This window comes from Streptomyces sp. NRRL S-337, assembly GCF_000720175.1.
Lineage (GTDB): Bacteria > Actinomycetota > Actinomycetes > Streptomycetales > Streptomycetaceae > Streptomyces > Streptomyces siderophoricus.
In genome coordinates this window covers 37736-56586 of the sequence record NZ_JOIX01000067.1, presented here as the reverse complement: position 1 = coordinate 56586, position 18851 = coordinate 37736, and the positions used below count along the sequence as shown (strand labels likewise).

The 18851-nt window shown below is 73.1% G+C and carries 16 protein-coding genes; 7 read left to right on the top strand and 9 right to left on the bottom strand.

Annotated elements, in window-relative coordinates; all coding sequences use genetic code 11:
- Nucleotides 1-238 precede the first annotated feature (238 nt).
- The 5 genes from IG62_RS0132060 to IG62_RS0132040 form a co-directional block, all read right to left on the bottom strand.
- Nucleotides 239-1489 (bottom strand): styrene monooxygenase/indole monooxygenase family protein, encoded by a 1251-nt coding sequence (locus tag IG62_RS0132060; RefSeq protein ID WP_030811409.1) that lies wholly within the window; start codon nucleotides 1487-1489, stop codon nucleotides 239-241.
- 143 nt (nucleotides 1490-1632) lie between these two features.
- Entirely contained in the window at nucleotides 1633-2250 is a 618-nt protein-coding gene (locus IG62_RS0132055) for a GTP-binding protein (protein ID WP_030811406.1), read from the bottom strand.
- A gap of 37 nt (nucleotides 2251-2287) precedes the next feature.
- Entirely contained in the window at nucleotides 2288-2689 is a 402-nt protein-coding gene (locus tag IG62_RS0132050) for a DUF742 domain-containing protein (RefSeq protein WP_030415977.1), read from the bottom strand.
- On the bottom strand, nucleotides 2686-3180 hold the full coding sequence (locus tag IG62_RS0132045) for a roadblock/LC7 domain-containing protein (RefSeq protein WP_030811402.1): 495 nt from the start codon (nucleotides 3178-3180) through the stop codon (nucleotides 2686-2688). Before IG62_RS0132045 ends, IG62_RS0132050 begins: the two co-directional genes overlap by 4 nt.
- The gene (locus IG62_RS0132040; RefSeq protein WP_234326830.1) at nucleotides 3177-6206 is read right to left on the bottom strand and encodes a nitrate- and nitrite sensing domain-containing protein; all 3030 of its coding nucleotides are present in this window, start codon (nucleotides 6204-6206) and stop codon (nucleotides 3177-3179) included. The genes IG62_RS0132045 and IG62_RS0132040 overlap by 4 nt, the downstream gene beginning before the upstream one ends.
- A gap of 613 nt (nucleotides 6207-6819) precedes the next feature.
- Here IG62_RS0132040 and IG62_RS0132035 point away from each other — a divergent pair.
- Entirely contained in the window at nucleotides 6820-7665 is an 846-nt protein-coding gene (locus IG62_RS0132035) for a protein phosphatase 2C domain-containing protein (protein WP_030811396.1), read from the top strand.
- Between the two features lie 33 nt (nucleotides 7666-7698).
- On the opposite strand, the gene IG62_RS0132030 is transcribed toward IG62_RS0132035, so the two are convergent.
- On the bottom strand, nucleotides 7699-8190 hold the full coding sequence (locus IG62_RS0132030) for a MarR family transcriptional regulator (RefSeq protein WP_030811393.1): 492 nt from the start codon (nucleotides 8188-8190) through the stop codon (nucleotides 7699-7701).
- A gap of 311 nt (nucleotides 8191-8501) precedes the next feature.
- Between IG62_RS0132030 and IG62_RS0132025 the strand changes: the two genes are divergently transcribed.
- Nucleotides 8502-9365, top strand: a complete 864-nt coding sequence (locus IG62_RS0132025) for a lysozyme (protein ID WP_030811390.1) — start codon at nucleotides 8502-8504, stop codon at nucleotides 9363-9365.
- A 106-nt stretch (nucleotides 9366-9471) separates the two neighbouring features.
- Here the strand turns inward: IG62_RS0132025 and lon are convergent, their stop codons facing one another.
- Together lon and IG62_RS0132015 are read right to left on the bottom strand one after the other, a co-directional pair.
- Complete coding sequence (gene lon, locus IG62_RS0132020) at nucleotides 9472-11880, bottom strand: endopeptidase La (RefSeq protein ID WP_030811388.1); 2409 nt, start codon at nucleotides 11878-11880, stop codon at nucleotides 9472-9474.
- Nucleotides 11881-11969: 89 nt separating this feature from the next.
- The gene (locus IG62_RS0132015; protein WP_051798883.1) at nucleotides 11970-12794 is read right to left on the bottom strand and encodes a pentapeptide repeat-containing protein; all 825 of its coding nucleotides are present in this window, start codon (nucleotides 12792-12794) and stop codon (nucleotides 11970-11972) included.
- Between the two features lie 300 nt (nucleotides 12795-13094).
- Between IG62_RS0132015 and IG62_RS0132010 the strand changes: the two genes are divergently transcribed.
- A complete protein-coding gene (locus tag IG62_RS0132010) occupies nucleotides 13095-13598 on the top strand; it encodes a YfbM family protein (RefSeq protein ID WP_030811381.1) in 504 nt (167 codons plus the stop codon).
- Nucleotides 13599-13732: 134 nt separating this feature from the next.
- Nucleotides 13733-14287 (top strand): hypothetical protein, encoded by a 555-nt coding sequence (locus tag IG62_RS0132005; RefSeq protein WP_030811378.1) that lies wholly within the window; start codon nucleotides 13733-13735, stop codon nucleotides 14285-14287.
- Between the two features lie 335 nt (nucleotides 14288-14622).
- Here the strand turns inward: IG62_RS0132005 and IG62_RS0132000 are convergent, their stop codons facing one another.
- On the bottom strand, nucleotides 14623-15474 hold the full coding sequence (locus IG62_RS0132000) for a rhomboid-like protein (protein WP_420711140.1): 852 nt from the start codon (nucleotides 15472-15474) through the stop codon (nucleotides 14623-14625).
- A 396-nt stretch (nucleotides 15475-15870) separates the two neighbouring features.
- Here IG62_RS0132000 and IG62_RS0131995 point away from each other — a divergent pair, with 396 nt between their 5' ends.
- From IG62_RS0131995 to IG62_RS0131985, 3 genes are all read left to right on the top strand, one after another.
- Nucleotides 15871-16647, top strand: coding sequence for a spermidine synthase (locus IG62_RS0131995; protein ID WP_030811371.1), 777 nt, complete (start codon nucleotides 15871-15873; stop codon nucleotides 16645-16647).
- Nucleotides 16648-16719: 72 nt separating this feature from the next.
- The gene (locus tag IG62_RS0131990) at nucleotides 16720-17460 is read left to right on the top strand and encodes a response regulator transcription factor (RefSeq protein WP_030811368.1); all 741 of its coding nucleotides are present in this window, start codon (nucleotides 16720-16722) and stop codon (nucleotides 17458-17460) included.
- Nucleotides 17457-18617 (top strand): HAMP domain-containing sensor histidine kinase, encoded by a 1161-nt coding sequence (locus tag IG62_RS0131985; RefSeq protein WP_051798879.1) that lies wholly within the window; start codon nucleotides 17457-17459, stop codon nucleotides 18615-18617. The genes IG62_RS0131990 and IG62_RS0131985 overlap by 4 nt, the downstream gene beginning before the upstream one ends.
- Nucleotides 18618-18851 lie beyond the last annotated feature (234 nt).

Below are 18851 nucleotides of genomic sequence, written 5' to 3'. Positions count from 1 at the left end.
AAGCGACAGCAGTCCACGAACAAGGCCCCGGAGGCCCGTCACCGCACCCACCACAAACCCAGCCCGCCGCAGGCGCAACGGCGACCAAGCCCCGCGGCGCCGCAGACAGCCACGTGCGGGGCGCCGCAAAGCGCGCAACGGCGAGACGACCCGCGGCGGGACGGCCAAGTACGTGCGGGGGCGCCGCAAAGCGCAACGGCGAGCAACCACCACGGCGCCGCAGACAACTACGTGGGGATCACCCCAGCGACGCCAGGTACGCCGCCGTCTTGTCCGGGTCGAAGAAGAAGTTCTCGAAGTCGGACGGGTCGTCGAAGCCGTTGGCGAAGCGGTCGGCGACGGGCTGGAGCTGGCCGGCCGCGCCGATGAGGTTCAGGACGTGCTCCGGCGGCGGGGCCAGCATCGCGTTGGTCCACTTGGTGACGTGCTGGGCGGTGTCCCAGTAGCGGTCGAACGTGGCCCGCATCCACGCCTCGTCGAACGGCTCGTCGCCACGCTCCACGATGGAGGCGAGATAGGCAGCGGCGCACTTGGAGGCCGAGTTGGAGCCCTGGCCGGTGATCGGGTCGTTGGCGACGACCACGTCGGCGACGCCGAGGACCAGGCCGCCGGAGGGCAGCCGGCCGATGGGGTTGCGCACGGTGGGTGCGTAGCGGCCGGCCAGCGTGCCGTTGGCGTCGGTCAGTTCGACCTTGGTGCAGCGGTCGTACTCCCAGGGCAGGAACGTCTTCATCAGGTCCAGGGTGACCGCCAGGTGCTCGGCGGGGTCCTTGACGTTGCCGAAGGCGTCCAGCGGGCCGCCGGGGATGCCCTCCCAGAAGAGGATGTCGGCCCGGCCGGAGGTGGTCAGCGTCGGCATCACGAAGAGCTCGCCGACACCGGGGACGAGGTTGCAGCGCACCGCGTCGAAGTCGGGGTGCTCGGGGCGCGGGCCCATGCCGTGCACGTAGGAGACGGCCAGGGCCCGCTGCGGGGCGTCGTACGGCGAACGGGAGGCGTCGCGGCCGAACATGGAGACCAGCTCGCCCTTGCCGGCCGAGACCAGCGTGAGGTCGTAGCGGCTCGCGAAGAAGTCCAGGTCGGAGACGGCGGCGCCGTGGATGACGAGCTGGCCGCCGCGCTGCGCGAAGGTCTCCATCCAGCCGGCCATCTTCACCCGCTGGTCGACGGACTGGGCGTAGCCGTCGAGCTTGCCGACCCAGTCGATGGCGCGCTGGGAGCCGTCGGGGCCCTCGTGGCTGCCCGGGGCGGCGACGGAGACGCCGAGGCCCTCGATGCGCGGGGCCTGGCTCTCCCAGAAGTTGATGCCGAGGTCGCGCTCGTGCTGGAGGGCCGTGTGGAACATGCACTGCGTCGACATGACCCGGCCGGAGCGGATCTCGTCGGCGGTGCGGTTGGACATGAGGGTGACCTCGTAGCCCTTGGACTGCAGGCCCAGGGCGAGCTGGAGACCGGACTGGCCGGCTCCGACGACGAGTATTTTCCGCATGGCGGCACTCTTCTCTGCTACTGCGATGTTCGGGTGAGGGGTGGGGTCGTGCGAGGGGTGTCCCCTCAGGGGGCGGGCCCGCGGGGGCGGGCCCATAGGAGGACCGGCCTGTGCGAGGGCCGGCTCGTAGGAGGACCGGCCCGTTACTCCGGCGCGGCTTCCAGGGCGTGGCCGACCAGGGCGAGCAGCGACTGGATCACAGTGGTCCGCTTGCGCGCGTCCATGATCACGATCGGTACCTCCGCCGGTACGGTCAGCGCCTCGCGGACGTCCTCGGCCTCGTAACTGTCGGTGCCCTCGAAGTGGTTGACCGCGACGATGTAGGGCAGTCCGCAGCTCTCGAAGTAGTCGAGCGCCGGGAAGCAGTCCTCCAGCCGCCGGGTGTCGGCCATCACGATCGCGCCGATCGCGCCGCGCACCAGGTCGTCCCACATGAACCAGAACCGCTGCTGCCCGGGCGTGCCGAACAGGTACAGGACCAGTTCCTGGTCGAGCGTGATCCGCCCGAAGTCCATCGCGACCGTGGTCGTGGTCTTCTCCGGGGTGGCGGTCAGATCGTCGGTGCCCTCGCTGGCCTGGGTCATCACCGCCTCGGTCTGCAGCGGGGTGATCTCCGAGACCGAACCGACGAAGGTGGTCTTGCCGACACCGAAGCCGCCGGCCACCACGATCTTGGTGGCGATCGGCGCCCGCGACCGGTCCGTCTGCCAGCTCTGCAGCCCCGCGTCGGCGGCCGTGGCCACCGGGCCGCCCTGACCCACGGAACCGGCGGTCGTCGTCGGCCCGGCCGATATCGTGTCAGAGCCTGTGAAGTCCACTCAGCACCCTTTCGAGCAGCGCGCGGTCGGGCCGGCCGGTGCCGTGCCCGGTGCCGTAGACGCGAATCTTTCCCTGGTCGGCGAGGTCGCTGAGCAGGACGCGGACCACGCCCAGCGGCATCTTGAGGAGGGCGGAGATCTCCGCCACCGAGCGCATCCGGCGGCAGAGCTCGACGATCGCCCGCATCTCCGGCATCACCCGGTCGCCCCAGCCGCCGGAGGTGAGCTCGCGCCGTTCTTCGGGGGCTTCCAGCGCGGCCACGAAGGTCTCGACGAGCAGCACGTGGCCGAATCGCGTGCGGCCGCCGGTGAGCGAATACGGCCGTACGCGCGAGGGTTTGCGATCCCCGCCTCGCACGGGGAGTTTGGGAGTCTTACTCACTGGGCGCTCTCCATCGACTTGCGGAGTTCGGTGCGGAGTTCGGGGGTGAGGACATGGCCGGCCCGGCCGACGAACAGCGCCATGTGGTAGGCGATGACGTTCATGTCGCAGTCCGGTGCGGCGTGCACGCCGAGCAGCGAACCGTCGCTGATCGACATCACGAACACGCTGGCCTCGTCCATCGTGATCATCGTCTGCTTGACGGCCCCGCCGTCCATCAGCTTCGCGGCACCCTGGGTGAGGCTGCCGAGGCCGGACACGATGGTGGCCAGGTCCGCGCTGGACCCGCGGGGCCCGCCGGCTCCGCCGGGGCGGGCCGTCTCGTCCGCCCGGTCAGGGTCGGAGCTGAGCAGCAGCAGTCCGTCGGAGGAGACCACCGCGACCGAGCGGATGCCCGGCACCTCTTCCACCAGGTTGCTCAGCAACCAGTGGAGATTGCGGGCCTGGCTGCTCAGTCCATGTCCGTAAGCAGTGGGCGCTTGCGCCTTCACTCGCGTGCCTCCTCGACAATGTGGCTCTCTTCCGGGGCCCCCGCTCCGTCGGTGTCGTGTCGTCGGTCGGTCTGTTCGGTCGTGCCTTCCGCGAGCTCGGCCGCCACGTCGCGCCGGCCGGTCCGCGCCCCCTGCTGGAATCCGCCGAGCCGGCGCCGCAGCGCCTCGGCGTTGGCCGCACCGCTCTTGCGCGGGGCGGTGGGTGCCTGCTGCTGCGCCACGATCCTGGGTGTGCGCTTGGGCAGCCCCAGGCTGGTCCGCTGCTTCTCCTCGGGGCCCGCGGGCGCCGCGCCGTCGGGCGCCGCGTCGTCGGACGATGCCCCGGAAGTGGGCGCCGGGGCCGGGGCCGTGGTGGCCGCCTCGGCGCGGGTGTGCTGGTCGGGGCCGATGGCGTACGGGTCCACCGCGGCCGGGGCGGCGGCCGGCGCGGGTTCCTCCGGCGCGTCCTCCCGGGGCCGGGTGTGCTCGGCGGTCCCGCCGGCCGGGATCCCGGCCGCGTCGATCGCGCGCTCCGCGGCGGCGACGAACGGGTCGCCCTCAGGGCTGCCGGCGGGGCCGTCCTGGCCGGGTGCCGGATCGGCGGCCCGGTCCGGTGCCGGCGCGGCCTCCACCGCTCCGCGGCCCGCCGCCGGGTCCACCCGCGGCACCCGCGTCTGCAGGGCGTTGGAGTTCGCCTCGGCCACCGAGCCGGGCAGCCCCGGGGCGTGCGCGTCGTGCGGGACGGAGAGCGAGGACGCCGGGCCGGGACGGGTCGGCAGGATCGAGCCGGGCAGCACGATGACGGCGGTGACCCCGCCCTGCTTCGCGTCCCGCAGCTGGACCCGGATGCCGTGCCGGGCAGCCAGCCGTACGACCACGTACAGCCCGAGGCCCAGCGCCTCGTCGATGTTCTCGGCGGCCGAGGCGGCCTCCGCGTCCGACAGCCGCTCGTTGAGCTCGGCCATCCGCTCCGCGGTCATCCCGATGCCCTCGTCCTGGACCGAGAGCATGACCTCACCGCTCTCCAGCAGCCAGCCGGACAGCTCGACGTGGGCGTCCGGCGGCGAGAACGCGGTGGCGTTCTCCAGGAGTTCGGCGACCAGGTGGCTCAGGTCGTCCGCGGCGAACCCGGCGACCTGGGAGTGCGGCGGCAGCGACTGGATGCGCACCCGCTCGTAGCGTTCGATCTCACTGACCGCGGCGCGCAGCACGTCCAGCAGCGGGACCGGGCCGGGGTGGTTGTTGCCGTGCTGTTCGGCGCCCGCCAGGACCAGGAGGTTCTCGCTGTTGCGGCGCATCCGCGCGGCGAAGTGGTCCAGCTTGAACAGGGTGTCCAGCCGCTCCGGGTCCTGCTCGGTCTCCTCCAGGCCCTCGATGACGCCGAGCTGGCGCTCCACCAGGCCGAGGGTGCGCAGCGCGAGGTTGACGAACCGGCCCTGTACGCCGGTGTGGGCGGCCTTGAGCCGCTCGGTGAGGTCGGCGACCTCCTCCTTGAGCGCCTCGCCCTGCTCCTGGAGCACCTCGCGCTCGGCGACCAGCCGCTGCCGGCCGCCGATCAGCCGCTTGCGCTCGCCCTCCAGTTCGGTGGTGCGCCGCGACAGCTCGCCCACCTGGGTGTGCAGCGCGTTCACCGACCGTACGGTGGCGGCGAATTCGTCGTTGCGGCCCTTGTAGGTGATGGGGTCCTCGTGCGCCGGGTCGGCGGCCAGCCGGCGGGCGCCGATCCGCAGCGCGGCCAGCGGCTGGGTCATCGAGCGCGCGGCCCAGATGCCGGCGCCGACGGCCAGCAGCAGGCAGAGGCCCTCCAGGCCGATGCGGATCTCCAGCTCCGTGACGTCGTCGTCGCGCAGTTGGCCGAGGCGCTGGATGTCGGCGGTGGCCATGGCCGATTCGACGCCCCGCATCAGCCCGATGCGGGTGGTGAGGGCGTTCTCCACCCGCTGGCGGCTGAGCCGCAGATCGGCGGCGTCCAGGCGCGGCTGGTCGGTGAGCCGGGTCAGATAGCGCTCGGCGGTGCTGATGTCCGTGCCGGTGACGGTGCGGTCGTAGCGGTCCCGGGCGCCCTGGCCCGCGGTCTCCCGGAAGTCGCCCAGCGCGGCCTGCTCACGGACCCGCGCGACCTGGGCGAGACCGGTCAGCGTGGGCTGGCTGCCGCCCGCGTTGAGCCCGGCGAGCAGCAGGGCACGGGTGCCGGCCGCCTGGTCGGTGGCGCGGGCGAGCGCGGGCAGCGCCCGGGTGTCGGCGTCCGCGGAGTCCGCCCGGGCGGGCAGCCCGCGGGCGATGTCGTCGCTGATCGCCCCGAGTGCCTGGATGATGTCGGTGTAGGCGCGGTAGACCTGCTCGGCCGATTCCGTCCGGGCCAGCGCCTTTTGACGGGTTTCCGGGAGGGCCTTGAGCAGTTTGGCGGCGGTCGCGTAGACCGCGCTGTCACCGGAGGCGTCCTGGGCCTCGGTGCGCAGGTCGTCGATCTGCCGGTCCACGCGGGCGCGCTGGGGGCGGGCGACGGCGGCGTTGTCGGCACCGGGCCCGCTGGTGACGGCGGCGCCGGCCGCGGCCGTGTTCGTCCGGGTGCCGTTGACGCCGGGGAGGCTGGTGCCGGTTCCGGTTCCGCCCGTTGTGGTACCGGTCGTTCCGCTTCCACCGGTCGTGCTGGTTCCGCCGGTTGCTGCCCTGCCGCCGGTTCCGGTAGCGCCGCCGGTGCGGGTGCCGTTGACCGTGCCGGTGCCCGCGCTGCTGCCGGTTCCGTTGACCGTGCCGTTTCCGGCCCCCGTGCCCGTCCCCGGGTCCGCGGCGTTGTTGCCCGTGCCCGTACGGCCGTTGCGTCCCGCGGCGGCGTAACCGGTCATTCCGTCGCGCTCGTCGGCGAGGGAGTGCGCCAGCGCGATGGCGCGGGCGTTGAGTTCGGCCAGGTCGACCAGGTGCTGGCTGTTGCCGGCGTCGTCCGCCGTGCCGAGCAGGCCGGGGGCGCCGGCTCCGAGGACCGCGACGGCGACCACGGCCACTGCTCCGACCAGCCGGTTGCGCACCCGTGCGGGACGGTGCCCCACGAGGTCCGCACCGCCGGTCGCGCCCGGTCCCTTACCGGAACCGGAGCTCTTGCCAGGACCCGAACCCGTACCCGGTCCGGAGACCGAACCGGCCGGTGAACCCGGCTTCCCTGCGCCGCCCCGAAGCCGCATCTTCCGCACCGCTGCTCGCATTCCTGTCTCGCCTGCCCACGCCGTATGGCGTCGCGGACCCGGCTCGCTCTCCGCTCGCGGGCGGACCTGCGCGCACTCCGCAGCAAGCGCATACTTCCGCGAGGGGGAACGGTCCGGCTCTGCGCGTCGCGACGAATGTCCTGGCCCCCCGTGATCCGGGCAACGACCATTCCACCGGCCCCGCGCAGTGGCTCGGCATCACATGCCCGGCCACCTGAACGAGTGAACATCAATCGGAGTTTGGCCATCAACTTCCGTGCGGCAACGATTTTCGCCGCACCCCCGCGCACCCCCCGGACGGGTTTGGAGATGCCGCGCCGTCCTGGCAGGATGCGCGCCCGCACGCCGCCAAGGCGCGGTTCCGTACCTTCCGCACGGCGCTGACCTGCCCGTACGCCACACGGGACCCGGTGCGCCCGGTCACCCGGCCAATTCCGCACCCTCCGGCAGACTTGCCGGCATGCGCATCGCACTCGCCACCGAGCCGGGCGACCCCCAACGCCCCAACGAGGACTACGCATCGGTAGCCCTGCCCGCCTCCGGCCAGGGCGGAGTCCTGGTGCTGCTGGACGGCGTGACCCCGCCCGAGGCGGACTACGGATGCCGTCACACGGTGCCGTGGTTCACCGCGCGGCTCGGCGGCGCAATGCTCGAACTGTCGGTTTCACACCGGGATATGACGCTGGCTGAGGCGCTCGCGGCGGCCATCTCCCGGACCGCCGCCGTTCACCGAGGCACCTGTGACCTTTCTCACGCCCGCACTCCGCAGGCAACTGTGGTGGCCGCCAGGTGGTCCACGGACACCGTCGAGCACCTCGTGCTGTCCGATTCGGTGCTCCTGCTGGAGCACGTCGACGGGTCGGTGCGCCCTGTGCTGGACCCGCGGCTGGACGAACTGCCGCCCGAGGTCCTGGCCCTTGGCGCCGTCGTACGGGCGCTGCCCCGCGGGTCGGCGGAACGGGCCGCGGCGGGCCAGGAGTACGGGCGTGCCGTCGAGGCGCTGCGCAATGTGGAGGGCGGCTTCTTCACGGCGGCCGCGGATCCGGCGGTGGCGGCCCGGGCGGTCACCGGCACCACGCCACGGGCCGCGGTCCGTTCACTGACCGCACTCAGCGACGGCGCGGGCCGCTGGGTCGAGGTCTTCGGGGAGGGCTCCTGGGCGGACTGCGCGGGCCTGGTGGCCAAGGAGGGGCCACAGGCCCTGATCGACCGGGTGCGGGCCGCGGAGGCGGCGGACCCGGGGTGCGCCGCCTACCCGCGGGGCAAGGTCCGGGACGACGCCGCGGTGGTCTTCGTCATGCCGTGACGGGCCCGGCCGCGGCGTACCACGACGCGGCTTTCACCCCTCTTCGCCCTCTTGCTCCGCGTTCAAGCGGTGCAGCAGCCGGGCGAGTTCGGCCACCTCGTGGCGGTCCCAGGCGGCGAGGCGGCGGGCGTACTGGGCGCGGCGGGCATTGCGGACGCGGGTGAAGCGCTCGTGGCCCTCGTCGGTCAGGCGCACCAGGACGGCGCGGCCGTCGGCCGGGTCCGGCGCCCTGGCGACCAGGCCCAGCTGTTCCAGGGCGTGCAGCTGGCGGCTCATCGTGGCCTTGCCGACGCCGAAGAAGCCGGCGAGGTCGGTGGCACGCTGCGCGCCGGCGTCGGCCAGCCGGACCAGCAGGCCGTAGGCGGACGGCTCCAGGTCGGGGTGCACCTCCCGGGCCAGTTCGCCGGACGAGGCCCGGGCCCGGCGGAGGAACACCGCCAATTCGCGCTCCAGGGCGAGGAATACGTGGTCCACACCCACCGGCTCGCCGTCCGCCGCCATCCCGTCGGCCCCGGTGTTGTGCACGTCAGCGCCCCTTCCCGCATTTCCTGGTCTGAAAGTTTCCGCCCCCGTCGGCCGAAGCCGCAGCTCGGCCAGTATTTCGCAGGATTAGACCAACGGCAGCCCAGGGACCCTCTTTTGTCACGCCGGTCTACGCGCGTATCGTCATTTATGGCATGGCCACACCAAACGGCGGGCCGTTCGCCAAAGGTTCCGCCGCGCGTCCCGCACGCCGCACCTCCGTGTCCGCCACGCCCGCGCCATGCCGGCAGATCACCCCCCTCAGATCAGCACGCATCCCCCCTCAGGTCACACCGAGATCTCCGGAGACACGTATGTCCGTGCTCAGATCCGGCTCCCCCCATCGCCCCGCACGCTCGCTCGCGACCGTGACCGGGGCCCTCCTCACCCTCCTCGCCCTGCTCCTGGCGCTGCCCGCCACGGCCGGTGCCACGGCCGTGCGGCGCGCACCCGAGCCGAGCCACCCCGGCCAGGACTGGGCCGGCTCGCAGATCGCCCGGCACGAGGGCACCGCGGCCGGCCGCGCCGCCCCGCCGGCGGGCTCGCTCGCGTCGTCCGTCGAAGGCGTGGACGTCAGCAGCCACAACGGCAACGTCGCCTGGTCGACGCTCTGGAACAGCGGCGTCCGGTTCGCCTACGTCAAGGCGACGGAGTCCACCAGCTACACCAACCCGTACTTCGCGCAGCAGTACAACGGCTCCTACAGCGCCGGTATGATCCGCGGCTCCTACCACTTCGCGACGCCCAACACCTCCAGCGGCGCCGCCCAGGCCAACTACTTCGTCGACCACGGCGGCGGCTGGTCCCGGGACGGCAGGACGCTGCCCGGCGCGCTGGACATGGAGTACAACCCCTACGGCGCGACCTGTTACGGGCTCAGCGCGGCCGGCCTGGTCAACTGGATGAAGGACTGGTTCGCCACCTACAAGGCGCGCACCGGCCGGGACGCGGTCATCTACACCTCCACCAGCTGGTGGAAGCAGTGCACCGGCAATTCGTCCGCCTTCGGCGCGATCAACCCGTTGTGGGTCCCGCGCTACGGCTCCTCGGTCGGCGAACTCCCGGCCGGCTGGGGCTTCCACACCATCTGGCAGTACACCTCGACCGGCCCCACGGTCGGTGACCACAACCGCTTCAACGGGGCGATGGACCGGCTCCAGGCCCTGGCCAACGGCTAGCGCGCAGCCGGCCGCCGACCATCTGGCGGGCGGACGGCCCGCCCGCGCACCCCGAGACCCCTCCCGCCTGCCGCGGGAGGGGTCTTCCGCTCCGGTCGCGTTACCGTCACGCCGCGACCGGAACCTCCGGTGCCGCGCCGTTGCGGGCCGGGGTCAGCGCGAGCTCCAGCACCTGGCGGACGTCCGAGACCGGGTGGACCTCCAGGGCCGCCAGGACCTCGGCGGGCACGTCGTCCAGGTCCGGCTCGTTGCGCTTGGGGATGATCACGGTGCTGATCCCCGCGCGGTGCGCCGCGAGCAGCTTCTGCTTGACGCCGCCGATCGGCAGCACCCGCCCGGTCAGCGAGACCTCACCGGTCATCGCCACGTCCGGCCGGACCTGCCGGCCCGACAGCAGCGAGGCCAGCGCCGTCGTCATCGTCACGCCCGCGCTCGGCCCGTCCTTGGGGACGGCACCGGCCGGTACGTGCAGATGCACCCCGCGCTCCTTCAGGTCGCCGACCGGAAGCTCCAGCTCCGCGCCGTGCGAGCGCAGGAACGACAGCGCGATGTGCGCGGACTCCTTCATCACGTCGCCGAGCTGGCCGGTCAGCGTCAGACCGGAGGCCCCGGTTTCCGGATCGGCGAGCGACGCCTCCACGTAGAGGACGTCACCGCCCGCGCCGGTGACCGCGAGGCCCGTCACCACGCCCGGCACGGCAGTCCGCCGCTCGGCCGGGTCCTGGGCCGACTCGGGGGTGTGGTGCGGCCGCCCGATCAGCGGGCGCAGCTGGTCCGCGCCGACGCCGAACGGCAGCTCCCGCTCGCCGATTTCGTGCTGTGCGGCGATCTTGCGGAGCAGCCGGGCGATCGACCGCTCCAGATTCCGCACGCCCGCCTCGCGGGTGTACTCGCCCGCCAGCTTGCGCAGCGCGTCCTCCTCCAGCGTCACCTCGCCGGCCTCCAGACCGGCCCGCTCCAGCTGACGCGGCAGCAGGTGGTCCCGGGCGATGACGACCTTCTCGTCCTCGGTGTAGCCGTCGAGCCGGACCAGCTCCATACGGTCGAGCAGCGGCTCGGGGATGGCTTCCAGGACGTTGGCGGTGGCCAGGAAGACCACGTCGCTCAGGTCGAGTTCGACCTCCAGGTAGTGGTCGCGGAAGGTGTGGTTCTGTGCCGGGTCCAGGACCTCCAGGAGGGCGGCGGCCGGGTCGCCCCGGAAGTCGGAGCCCACCTTGTCGATCTCGTCGAGCAGGACGACCGGATTCATCGAACCGGCTTCCTTGATCGCCCGGACGATACGGCCCGGCAGCGCGCCGACGTACGTACGGCGGTGGCCGCGGATCTCCGCCTCGTCCCGGACGCCGCCGAGCGCGACCCGGACGAACTTGCGGCCCATGGCGCGCGCCACGGACTCGCCCAGCGAGGTCTTGCCCACACCGGGCGGCCCGACCAGCGCGAGCACCGCGCCGCCCCGGCGGCCACCGACCAGCCCCAGGCCGCGCTCGGCCCGCCGCTTGCGGACGGCCAGGTATTCCGTGATCCGTTCCTTCACGTCCGCCAGGCCCGCGTGGTCGGCGTCCAGGACCTCCTTGGCACCGGCGATGTCGTAGGCGTCCTCGGTCCGTTCGTTCCACGGCAGTTCGAGGACGGTGTCGAGCCAGGTGCGGATCCAGGAGCCCTCGGGGCTCTGGTCGCTGGCCCGCTCCAGTTTGTCGACCTCCTTGAGGGCGGCCTTGCGGACGTCCTCGGGCAGATCGGCGGCCTCGACCCGGGCGCGGTAGTCGTCGCTCTCGTCCTCGGGATCGCCGTTGAGCTCGGCGAGCTCCTTGCGGACCGCCTCCAGCTGGCGCCGCAGCAGGAACTCCCGCTGCTGCTTGTCGACGCCCTCCTGGACGTCCTTGGCGATGGACTCGGCGACGTCCTGCTCGGCGAGGTGGTCCCGCAGCGCCTCGGTGGCGAGCTTCAGCCGGGCGACCGGGTCGGTGGTCTCCAGCAGGCGTACCTTCTGCTCGACGGTCAGGAACGGCGAGTAGCCGGAGTTGTCCGCCAGCGTCCCGACGTCCTCGATGCCCTGGACGCGGTCGACGACCTGCCAGGCGCCGCGCTTGCGCAGCCAGCTGGTGGCCAGCGCCTTGTATTCCGTGACGAGTTCGGTGACGGCGCCCGGCAGCGGGTCAGGGACCTTCTCCTCCACTGCGGTGCCCTCCACCCACAGCGCGGCACCGGGCCCGGTCGTGCCGGACCCGATCCGCACCCGGCCAAGGCCCCGGATCAGCGCTCCGGGATCGCCGTCGGACAGCCGTCCGACCTGCTCGATCCGCCCGAGCGTGCCGATGCCGGCGTAGTTCCCGTCGACCCGGGGCACAAGGAGCACCCGCGGTTTGTTGCCCGAGGAGGCGGCGGCCTGCGCGGCCTCCACGGCGGCGCGCACGTCCGCGTCGGACAGGTCCAGGGGCACCACCATGCCGGGAAGCACGACCTCGTCATCGAGGGGCAGCACGGGCAGAGTGAGCGGTGTGGACGTCGAAGCCATGATCTCCCCTTCGGCAAGCAAGTTGAGCTTTACCCACTCAATGTCGGGAGCCGAGGAGATGTTCCCCGCCGCGCGTTCGCTGTGAGCGATCAGGCGGCGGGCCGCCAGTGGCCGGGGCGGGCCAGACCGGACGGGAGCTTGGTGGCGGCGTCGCCCTTGGCCGCGTTCAGTTGGGACTGGGTCAGGAAGAGCGCGCCCGTCAGATCGGCGCCGCTGAGGTCGGCGTCCCGCAGGTCGGCGCCGATCAGGTCGGCCCGGCGCAGGTCCGCCCCGGTCAGGTCGGCGGCGATCAGGTACGCCCCGCGGAGGTTGGCGCCCTGGAGCCGCGCGCCCTTGAGGCGGGCCCCCATCAGGTCGGCGCCGCGCCGCTCCTTCTTCCGGCCGGGCACCTGGGCCCGGACGAGCTCGCTGGTGCGCAGCAGCAGGACGTTGACCTCGGCCCGGTGGGCGGGCACGTCCAGCGCGCCGAGCTCCTCCGCGCTGCCGCGGGTAAGGGCCTCGGTCTTCTCCAGCGCGGCGCGCAGGTCGTCGTGGGCCGGGCGGGCCGCCGGGAGGGTCAGCGCCTCGGACAGGTACCAGAGGAGTTCGTGCAGCTGCCGCATGACGGGGAAGACGTCGAACATCTGCCGGGCCGTACCGGGCGCCTGCCGCCAGTCCTCGCCGCCGAAGGTGACCTGGGAGACCTTCTGCCCGGCACCGAAGCAGTCGAAGACCGTGCAGCCGGAGAAGCCGCGGTCCCGCAGGTCGCGGTGGATGCCGCAGCGGAAGTCGCTCTGGAGGTTGGGGCAGGGCCGGCCGGCGTCCTTGTCGATCGCGAAGTCCGCCGAGCGCGCGAACGGCAGCGCGACGCAACAGAGCCCGAAGCAGCTGCCACAGTCGGCCGTCAGGCCGCGGTCGGCAGGCGTCAGGCCCAGGTCGGCGGTCTGCCCGCCGGGGGCGACGGCGTCGGGAAGCGGACGGGTGGTGCGGTCTCGGGACACGATGCGGATACTCCTGCGGCCGGCGGGCGCGGTACGCGGCGGCGCCCGAATGGGACCACCATTCTCCCAGGCCGCACCCACAACGAACCCCGCCCGCAGCTGGGGGCACCTCCCACGCCCTTCAGGCAGTGGGGGAGCAACGGCGAACAACACCCACGGCGGGACAGCCAAGTACGTGGGCGCCCCCGGCGGAGCCGAGCCGCGTTGTCAGTGGTCGCCCCTAACCTCGGTCACATGAGCATGATCGGAGAGTACGCACGTGTGACACCTGCCGAACTCACCCGTGTCCTGGGCGATCCGGAGTGGGGGCTCACGCTCGTGGCCCGGCGGCGCGAGGCGGAGGCCCAGGCAGCCCCCGAGCCGGCGAAGGCGCGCTGCCTGGACGTCGACAAGAGCTGGGACGCGCTGGGATTCCTGCTGCGCCGCGCGGGCTTCCCGGTGGACGTCGTGCACGGCGAGGAAGCCGTCCCGGACGCCGAGGACTGGGGCTACGGCCCGCCGCGCTACCTCACCCCCGAGCGGGTGCGGACCGCGGCCGAGGCGCTCGCGGAGATACCCGCGGCGAGCCTGACGGCCGGTGTCGGCCCGGAGGACCTGGCCAAGGCGGAGGTCTACCCGACGATCGTGTGGGACCGGGGGGAACCACTGGACTACGTCACCGATTACTACGCACTCCTGCGGCCGTTCTTCGGCGCGGCGGCGGAGAAGGGGGACGCGATGCTCATGTGGCTGGGGTAGGGGGCGGGGAGCCGGAGGGACCAGGGACCAGGGGCCAGGAATCAGGGGCCAGGGAGACGGTCCGCCGCCGCAACAGCCCCTCGGCTCCGGCCCGGACGGTCCGCACGGAACGTCAGGACTGCTAGGTTCGCGGCATGTTGCAGCGGATGTCCGGGGTGTTCATCGGTGCACTGTTCGGGACGGTCTTCGTGGTCGCCAACGCACACGATCCGCTGAGCCCCGCCGTCGGCGTCACCCTGCGCGTGGTCGCGGTGCTCACCTTCGCGGGCCTGCTGGCGCTGGCGCTGCTGGCGGGCCGCCGGGGCCGGGCCGTGGTGGACGGGGACGGGGCTGCCCGGGCGGACTGGTTCCGCGGGAAGTTCGGGTTCGTGGTGGCGGCCGAGGCGGTGCTGCTGATCGGCGGCCGGCTCGCGCTGCGTGCGGCCGGCGCCCCCGACGAGACCGCCGTGGCCTGGATCGCGCTCATCGTCGGCCTGCACTTCATGGCGCTGGCCGCGGTCTGGCAGCGGCGCTCGATCGCCGTCCCGGGCACGGCGCTGACCGCGCTCGGCGTGGCCGGTCTCGGTATGGCCGCGACCCGTGCCGTGGTGTGGGTGCCGTTCGTCAGCGGCGTCCTGTCCGGCGTCGCCCTGCTGGGCGGCTGCGCCTACGCCATCGCGCAGACCTACCGGTCCACCGTACGGCCGTAGTTGGCCCACGGCGGGCGGGGGACCGCGCGGTAGGCGGTGCGGTAGGCGCACGGCGTGCCGGTGCCTGGTCGCGCCCCGCCGGACGGCGTAGCTCCGTTCGTCCCTCCGCTCGTCTCTCCGCTCGTCGCGGGGCGCACGCCCCGAGTTCGGCGCGGGCGCCCGCGCCGTCGGTTCCGGTGCCGGCACCCTGCCCTACAGGGTGGCCGCCCCCGGCCGGCTCAGGGCGTGCCCCCCCGGACGGCTCAGGACGTGCCCGCACCCCGTGGTGAGGGCGGGCCCGCAGCTCAGGACGTGCCCGCACCCCGCGGCTCAAGGGTGCGCCCACGCCCCGCGGTTCAGATGGTGCCCGCGCCCCGCAGGGCCGGGTGGCCCAGGTCGCCGAGGAGCGGGGTGGGGCCGGTGCGAACGGCCCGCCAGCGGCGGAGCAGTGGCCAGCTCGTCACGCCCAGGGTGAGCGAGAGCAGATGGCCCCAGTCCGTCATCGGGTCGGCGTAGGCGAGCAGGGCGGTGCCGGCGAGCCAGCCGACGCCGCCCAGCAGCGGCCAGCGCAGCCAGGCCGGCAGCACCCCGGCCAGGGCGCCGGTGCAGGTCATCACGCCGAAGCTGATGCCGTAGTCGAGGCGGTGCAGCGAGCTCTCCGGCAGCCCGCCGGCGGCGACGGTGAAGGCGACCGGCACCTCGGTGGCGAGGGTGGCCAGCGCATGCCCGCCGAAGAAGACCGCGGCGGTGCGCAGCCCGCCGATCCGCCGTTCCAGCGTGGGCAGTACGACGAGGAAGGCGAGGGCGTAACCGGAGGTCAGCCCGCCGGCGACCCACAACGCGCTGGCGATCAGCACCAGCAGCGGGGCCTGCGCGAGGTGCACCACGTCCGTGCTGGAGCCCTGGAGCAGTTGGGAGACCAGGGTCGGGTCGGCGTGCTCGGCGAAGAGGGAGGTGGCCACGAGCAGCAGCGCGTAGCCGGCGGAGAAAGGGGTGTCGAGCAGCAGCCGCCAGGGCCGCGGGCGGGCGCGTGAGGGACCGGGCCGGGGCTCCGCCGCGGCCACGGGTGCCGCGACCTCCCGGCCGGTGCGCTGCCGGGGGATGCCCGGCAGGACGACGGGCGGTCCGTCCGCGCCCGTCCTCCCGGCCGGCGCCCGGCCGCCCGCCATCCCCGGCGCCCGGCCTCCCGGCGTCCGCTCCCCCCGCATTCCCCCGACGGTTCCCAGCCTGCTCACGGTCACAAGGCCCCTTCCGTCCTGCCGCATCCACCGAGCCACGCCCGGAGTCCCTGGGCCGTGCGTGAGTGCTCCGCCGTGCACCACGTGCGCTCGCCCTGCACAACGTCGCGGACCAGCCTGCACGCTCAACCCATGAAGAAGCTGTGAGAGTGAGATGCATCACATGAGGCAACCCTCACGGGACACCCTCGATCCCGCCGGCCCCCGCCCCACCCGCCCGCCCCACCGTTCCCGGACCGCCGCGCCCGGCGCCACCACCTGCCGGGCGCCCCGACCTGCCGCACGCAACCACCCCTCGCACCCGCAGCCCCCAGAGCCCCCACAAGCCGTTGGACCACCGCGCCCCCTCTTGGCCACCATGGCCGTATGGCTGCTCCCGTCACCCCGTCGCAGACCCCGTCCGAGCTCCCCGAGGCCCCGCGCACGCTCGACCGCCGCGAGGGCCCGTACGGCGAGGTGGTCCTGCGGGAACGGGCCGGGGCCCCGGGCGGCCCGCCCGTCATCCACGAGATCATCGCCAACGGCTGCTTCCTGATGGACACCTCCGACGGCCGCTCCGAGCGCCTGCTGGTCGACGCCGCGCTGAACGAGCTGCCGGCCGACCGGGCGCGGCCCGCCGTCCTCATCGGCGGCCTGGGCGTCGGCTTCTCGCTGGCCCGGGCGGCCGAGCAGCCGCGCTGGGGCCGGATCACGGTCGTCGAACGCGAGGCCGCGGTCATCGACTGGCACCGGACCGGCCCGCTGTCCGCGATCTCGGCCGCGGCGCTGGCCGATCCGCGGAGCGAGATCCTGCACACCGACCTCGTCGCCCACCTCCGGACGGACACCGCCCCTCCCCGCGGCGACGACGGCCCCGTCACCCACAGCGGTCCCGCCACCTACGACGCCCTCTGCCTCGACATCGACAACGGCCCCGACTGGACCGTCACCGAGGACAACAACGGCCTCTACTCCCCCGCCGGCCTCGCCGCCTGCCGGGACCGGCTCACCCCGGGCGGGGTGCTCGCCGTCTGGTCCGCGCAGCCCTCCCCGGCCTTCGAGGAAGCGCTGCGAAATGCCGGTTTCCAGGGGGTGCGTACGGAAGAGATCCCGGTTGTCCGAGGAGTCCCGGACGTGGTCCACCTCGCTCGGAAGGGTGCGTAGCCGACAGTCACACCATGCCCGTACGCTGCTGCCCAGCAAGACGCGACCACGCAGGGAATGCAGGGGCGGGCGATGGACCAGACTCAGACAACGCAGGGCGGCGCCGCCGCTGCCACACCGGGCGCCCAGCGCCGGGTGCTGGTGGTGGAGGACGACCCCACGATCGTCGAAGCCATCGCGGCCAGGCTGCGCGCCGAGGGCTTCCAGGTGCAGACGGCCACCGACGGCCCGGCCGCGGTGGACACCGCCGAGGCCTGGCAGCCCGACCTGCTGGTCCTGGACGTGATGCTGCCGGGCTTCGACGGTCTGGAGGTCTGCCGCCGGGTCCAGGCCCAGCGCCCCGTTCCGGTGATGATGCTCACCGCCCGGGACGACGAGACGGACATGCTGGTCGGCCTCGGCGTCGGCGCCGACGACTACATGACCAAGCCGTTCTCCATGCGCGAGCTGGCCGCCCGGGTGCACGTCCTGCTCCGCCGGGTCGAGCGCGCCGCGCTGGCCGCGCACACCCCGCGCAGCGGCATCCTCCGGCTGGGTGAGCTGGAGATCGACCACGCCCAGCGCCGGGTCCGGGTCCGCGGGGCCGACGTCCATCTGACCCCGACCGAGTTCGACCTGCTGGTCTGCCTGGCGAACACCCCGCGCGCGGTGCTCTCCCGCGAGCAGCTGCTGGCCGAGGTGTGGGACTGGGCGGACGCCTCCGGGACCCGTACGGTCGACAGCCACATCAAGGCGCTCCGCCGCAAGATCGGCGCCGAGCGGATCCGTACGGTCCACGGCGTCGGCTACGCCCTGGAGACCCCGCCGGCATGAGCCCCTGGCGCCTGCGTTCCTGGCCGCTGCCGAAACGCCGGTGGTGGCAGACGCCCGTCCGTGAGCTGGGGAAACGGGTCTGGGAGGCGCTGCGCCCGCTGGACCCGTACCGCTCGGTCAAGGCCGCGCTCGGCGCGCTCGTCAGCGTCTCGGTGATCATCACCACACTGCTGGTGTTCGTCGCCATGCACTCGGCGACCGAGCTGCGGGTGATCACGATCTTCTCGATCATCGCCTCGCTGCTGATCACCCAGTTCGTGGCGAACAGCCTGACCGCCCCGCTCGGCGAGATGACGGACGTCACCCGCGCGATGGCGCACGGTGACTACACCCGCCGGGTCGGCTCGGCCCGTCGCGACGAGTTCGGCGACCTGGCCAACGCCTTCAACCGGATGGCGGCCGACCTCGAAGCGGTGGACACCCACCGCAAGGAGCTGGTCGCCAATGTCTCGCACGAGCTGCGCACGCCGATCGCCGCGCTGCGCGCCGTATTGGAGAACGTCGTCGACGGCGTCTGCGAGCCCGATCCCGAGACGATGCGGACCGCCCTGAAGCAGACCGAGCGGCTGGGCCGCCTGGTCGAGCACCTCCTCGACCTGTCGCGGCTGGACAACGGCGTGGTGCCGCTGCACGCCCGGCGCTTCGAGGTCTGGCCGTATCTGTCCGGGGTGCTCAAGGAGGCCAACATGAGCCGCGGCGCCTCCACGCTCTCCGGACTGACCGGCTCGGGCACCCACACCCGTACGGACGTCCATCTGCACCTCGACGTCTCGCCCCCGGAGCTCACCGCGTACGCGGACGCGGAGCGGCTGCACCAGGTGGTGGCGAATCTCATCGACAACGCGATCAAGCACAGCCCCCGGCACGGCCGGGTCACCGTGCGTGCCCGGCGCGGCGAGGGCCCGGAGGGTCTGGAGCTGGAGGTGCAGGACGAGGGTCCCGGCATCCCGGAGTCGGAGCGTTACCGGGTCTTCGAGCGCTTCAACCGCGGCGGCCCGGGCCCCTCGGGTCCGGGGACGGACGGCGGTACGGGCCTGGGTCTGGCGATCGCCCGGTGGGCGGTGGACCTGCACGGCGGCCGGATCGGCGTGGCCGAATCTGCTCGGGGTTGCCGCATCCGGGTCACTCTTCCGGGGCAGGAGTCAGCACGGAGCTGACGACCGTACGGACGGTCGCTGGCGTAGGGTCGGTGGTAGGAGCACTCACCCCGTGGGTGCGACGACGGTGAGTGCTACCCGCACACGGGCAAACTCCGTGTGTTTCCCGCCAAGTCATGCCCTGAAACCCTTCGGTGAATGTGACGTGCGCGACGAGTGGCCCTCCCGGACTGCACCAAAGGTCACAAGAGGCGTAGCCTTTATTCCCGCTGTCCACCACCTTAGGAAGCGGAA

Coding starts and splice junctions, on each gene's coding strand:
- IG62_RS0132010 (WP_030811381.1), top strand. CDS start 13,095: ATGAGCATGATCGGAGAGTACGCACGTGTGACACCTGCCGAACTCACC.
- IG62_RS0131995 (WP_030811371.1), top strand. CDS start 15,871: ATGGCTGCTCCCGTCACCCCGTCGCAGACCCCGTCCGAGCTCCCCGAG.
- IG62_RS0132035 (WP_030811396.1), top strand. CDS start 6,820: ATGCGCATCGCACTCGCCACCGAGCCGGGCGACCCCCAACGCCCCAAC.
- lon (WP_030811388.1), bottom strand. CDS start 11,880: ATGGCTTCGACGTCCACACCGCTCACTCTGCCCGTGCTGCCCCTCGAT.
- IG62_RS0132005 (WP_030811378.1), top strand. CDS start 13,733: ATGTTGCAGCGGATGTCCGGGGTGTTCATCGGTGCACTGTTCGGGACG.
- IG62_RS0131990 (WP_030811368.1), top strand. CDS start 16,720: ATGGACCAGACTCAGACAACGCAGGGCGGCGCCGCCGCTGCCACACCG.
- IG62_RS0131985 (WP_051798879.1), top strand. CDS start 17,457: ATGAGCCCCTGGCGCCTGCGTTCCTGGCCGCTGCCGAAACGCCGGTGG.
- IG62_RS0132060 (WP_030811409.1), bottom strand. CDS start 1,489: ATGCGGAAAATACTCGTCGTCGGAGCCGGCCAGTCCGGTCTCCAGCTC.
- IG62_RS0132025 (WP_030811390.1), top strand. CDS start 8,502: ATGTCCGTGCTCAGATCCGGCTCCCCCCATCGCCCCGCACGCTCGCTC.
- IG62_RS0132000 (WP_420711140.1), bottom strand. CDS start 15,474: ATGCGGGGGGAGCGGACGCCGGGAGGCCGGGCGCCGGGGATGGCGGGC.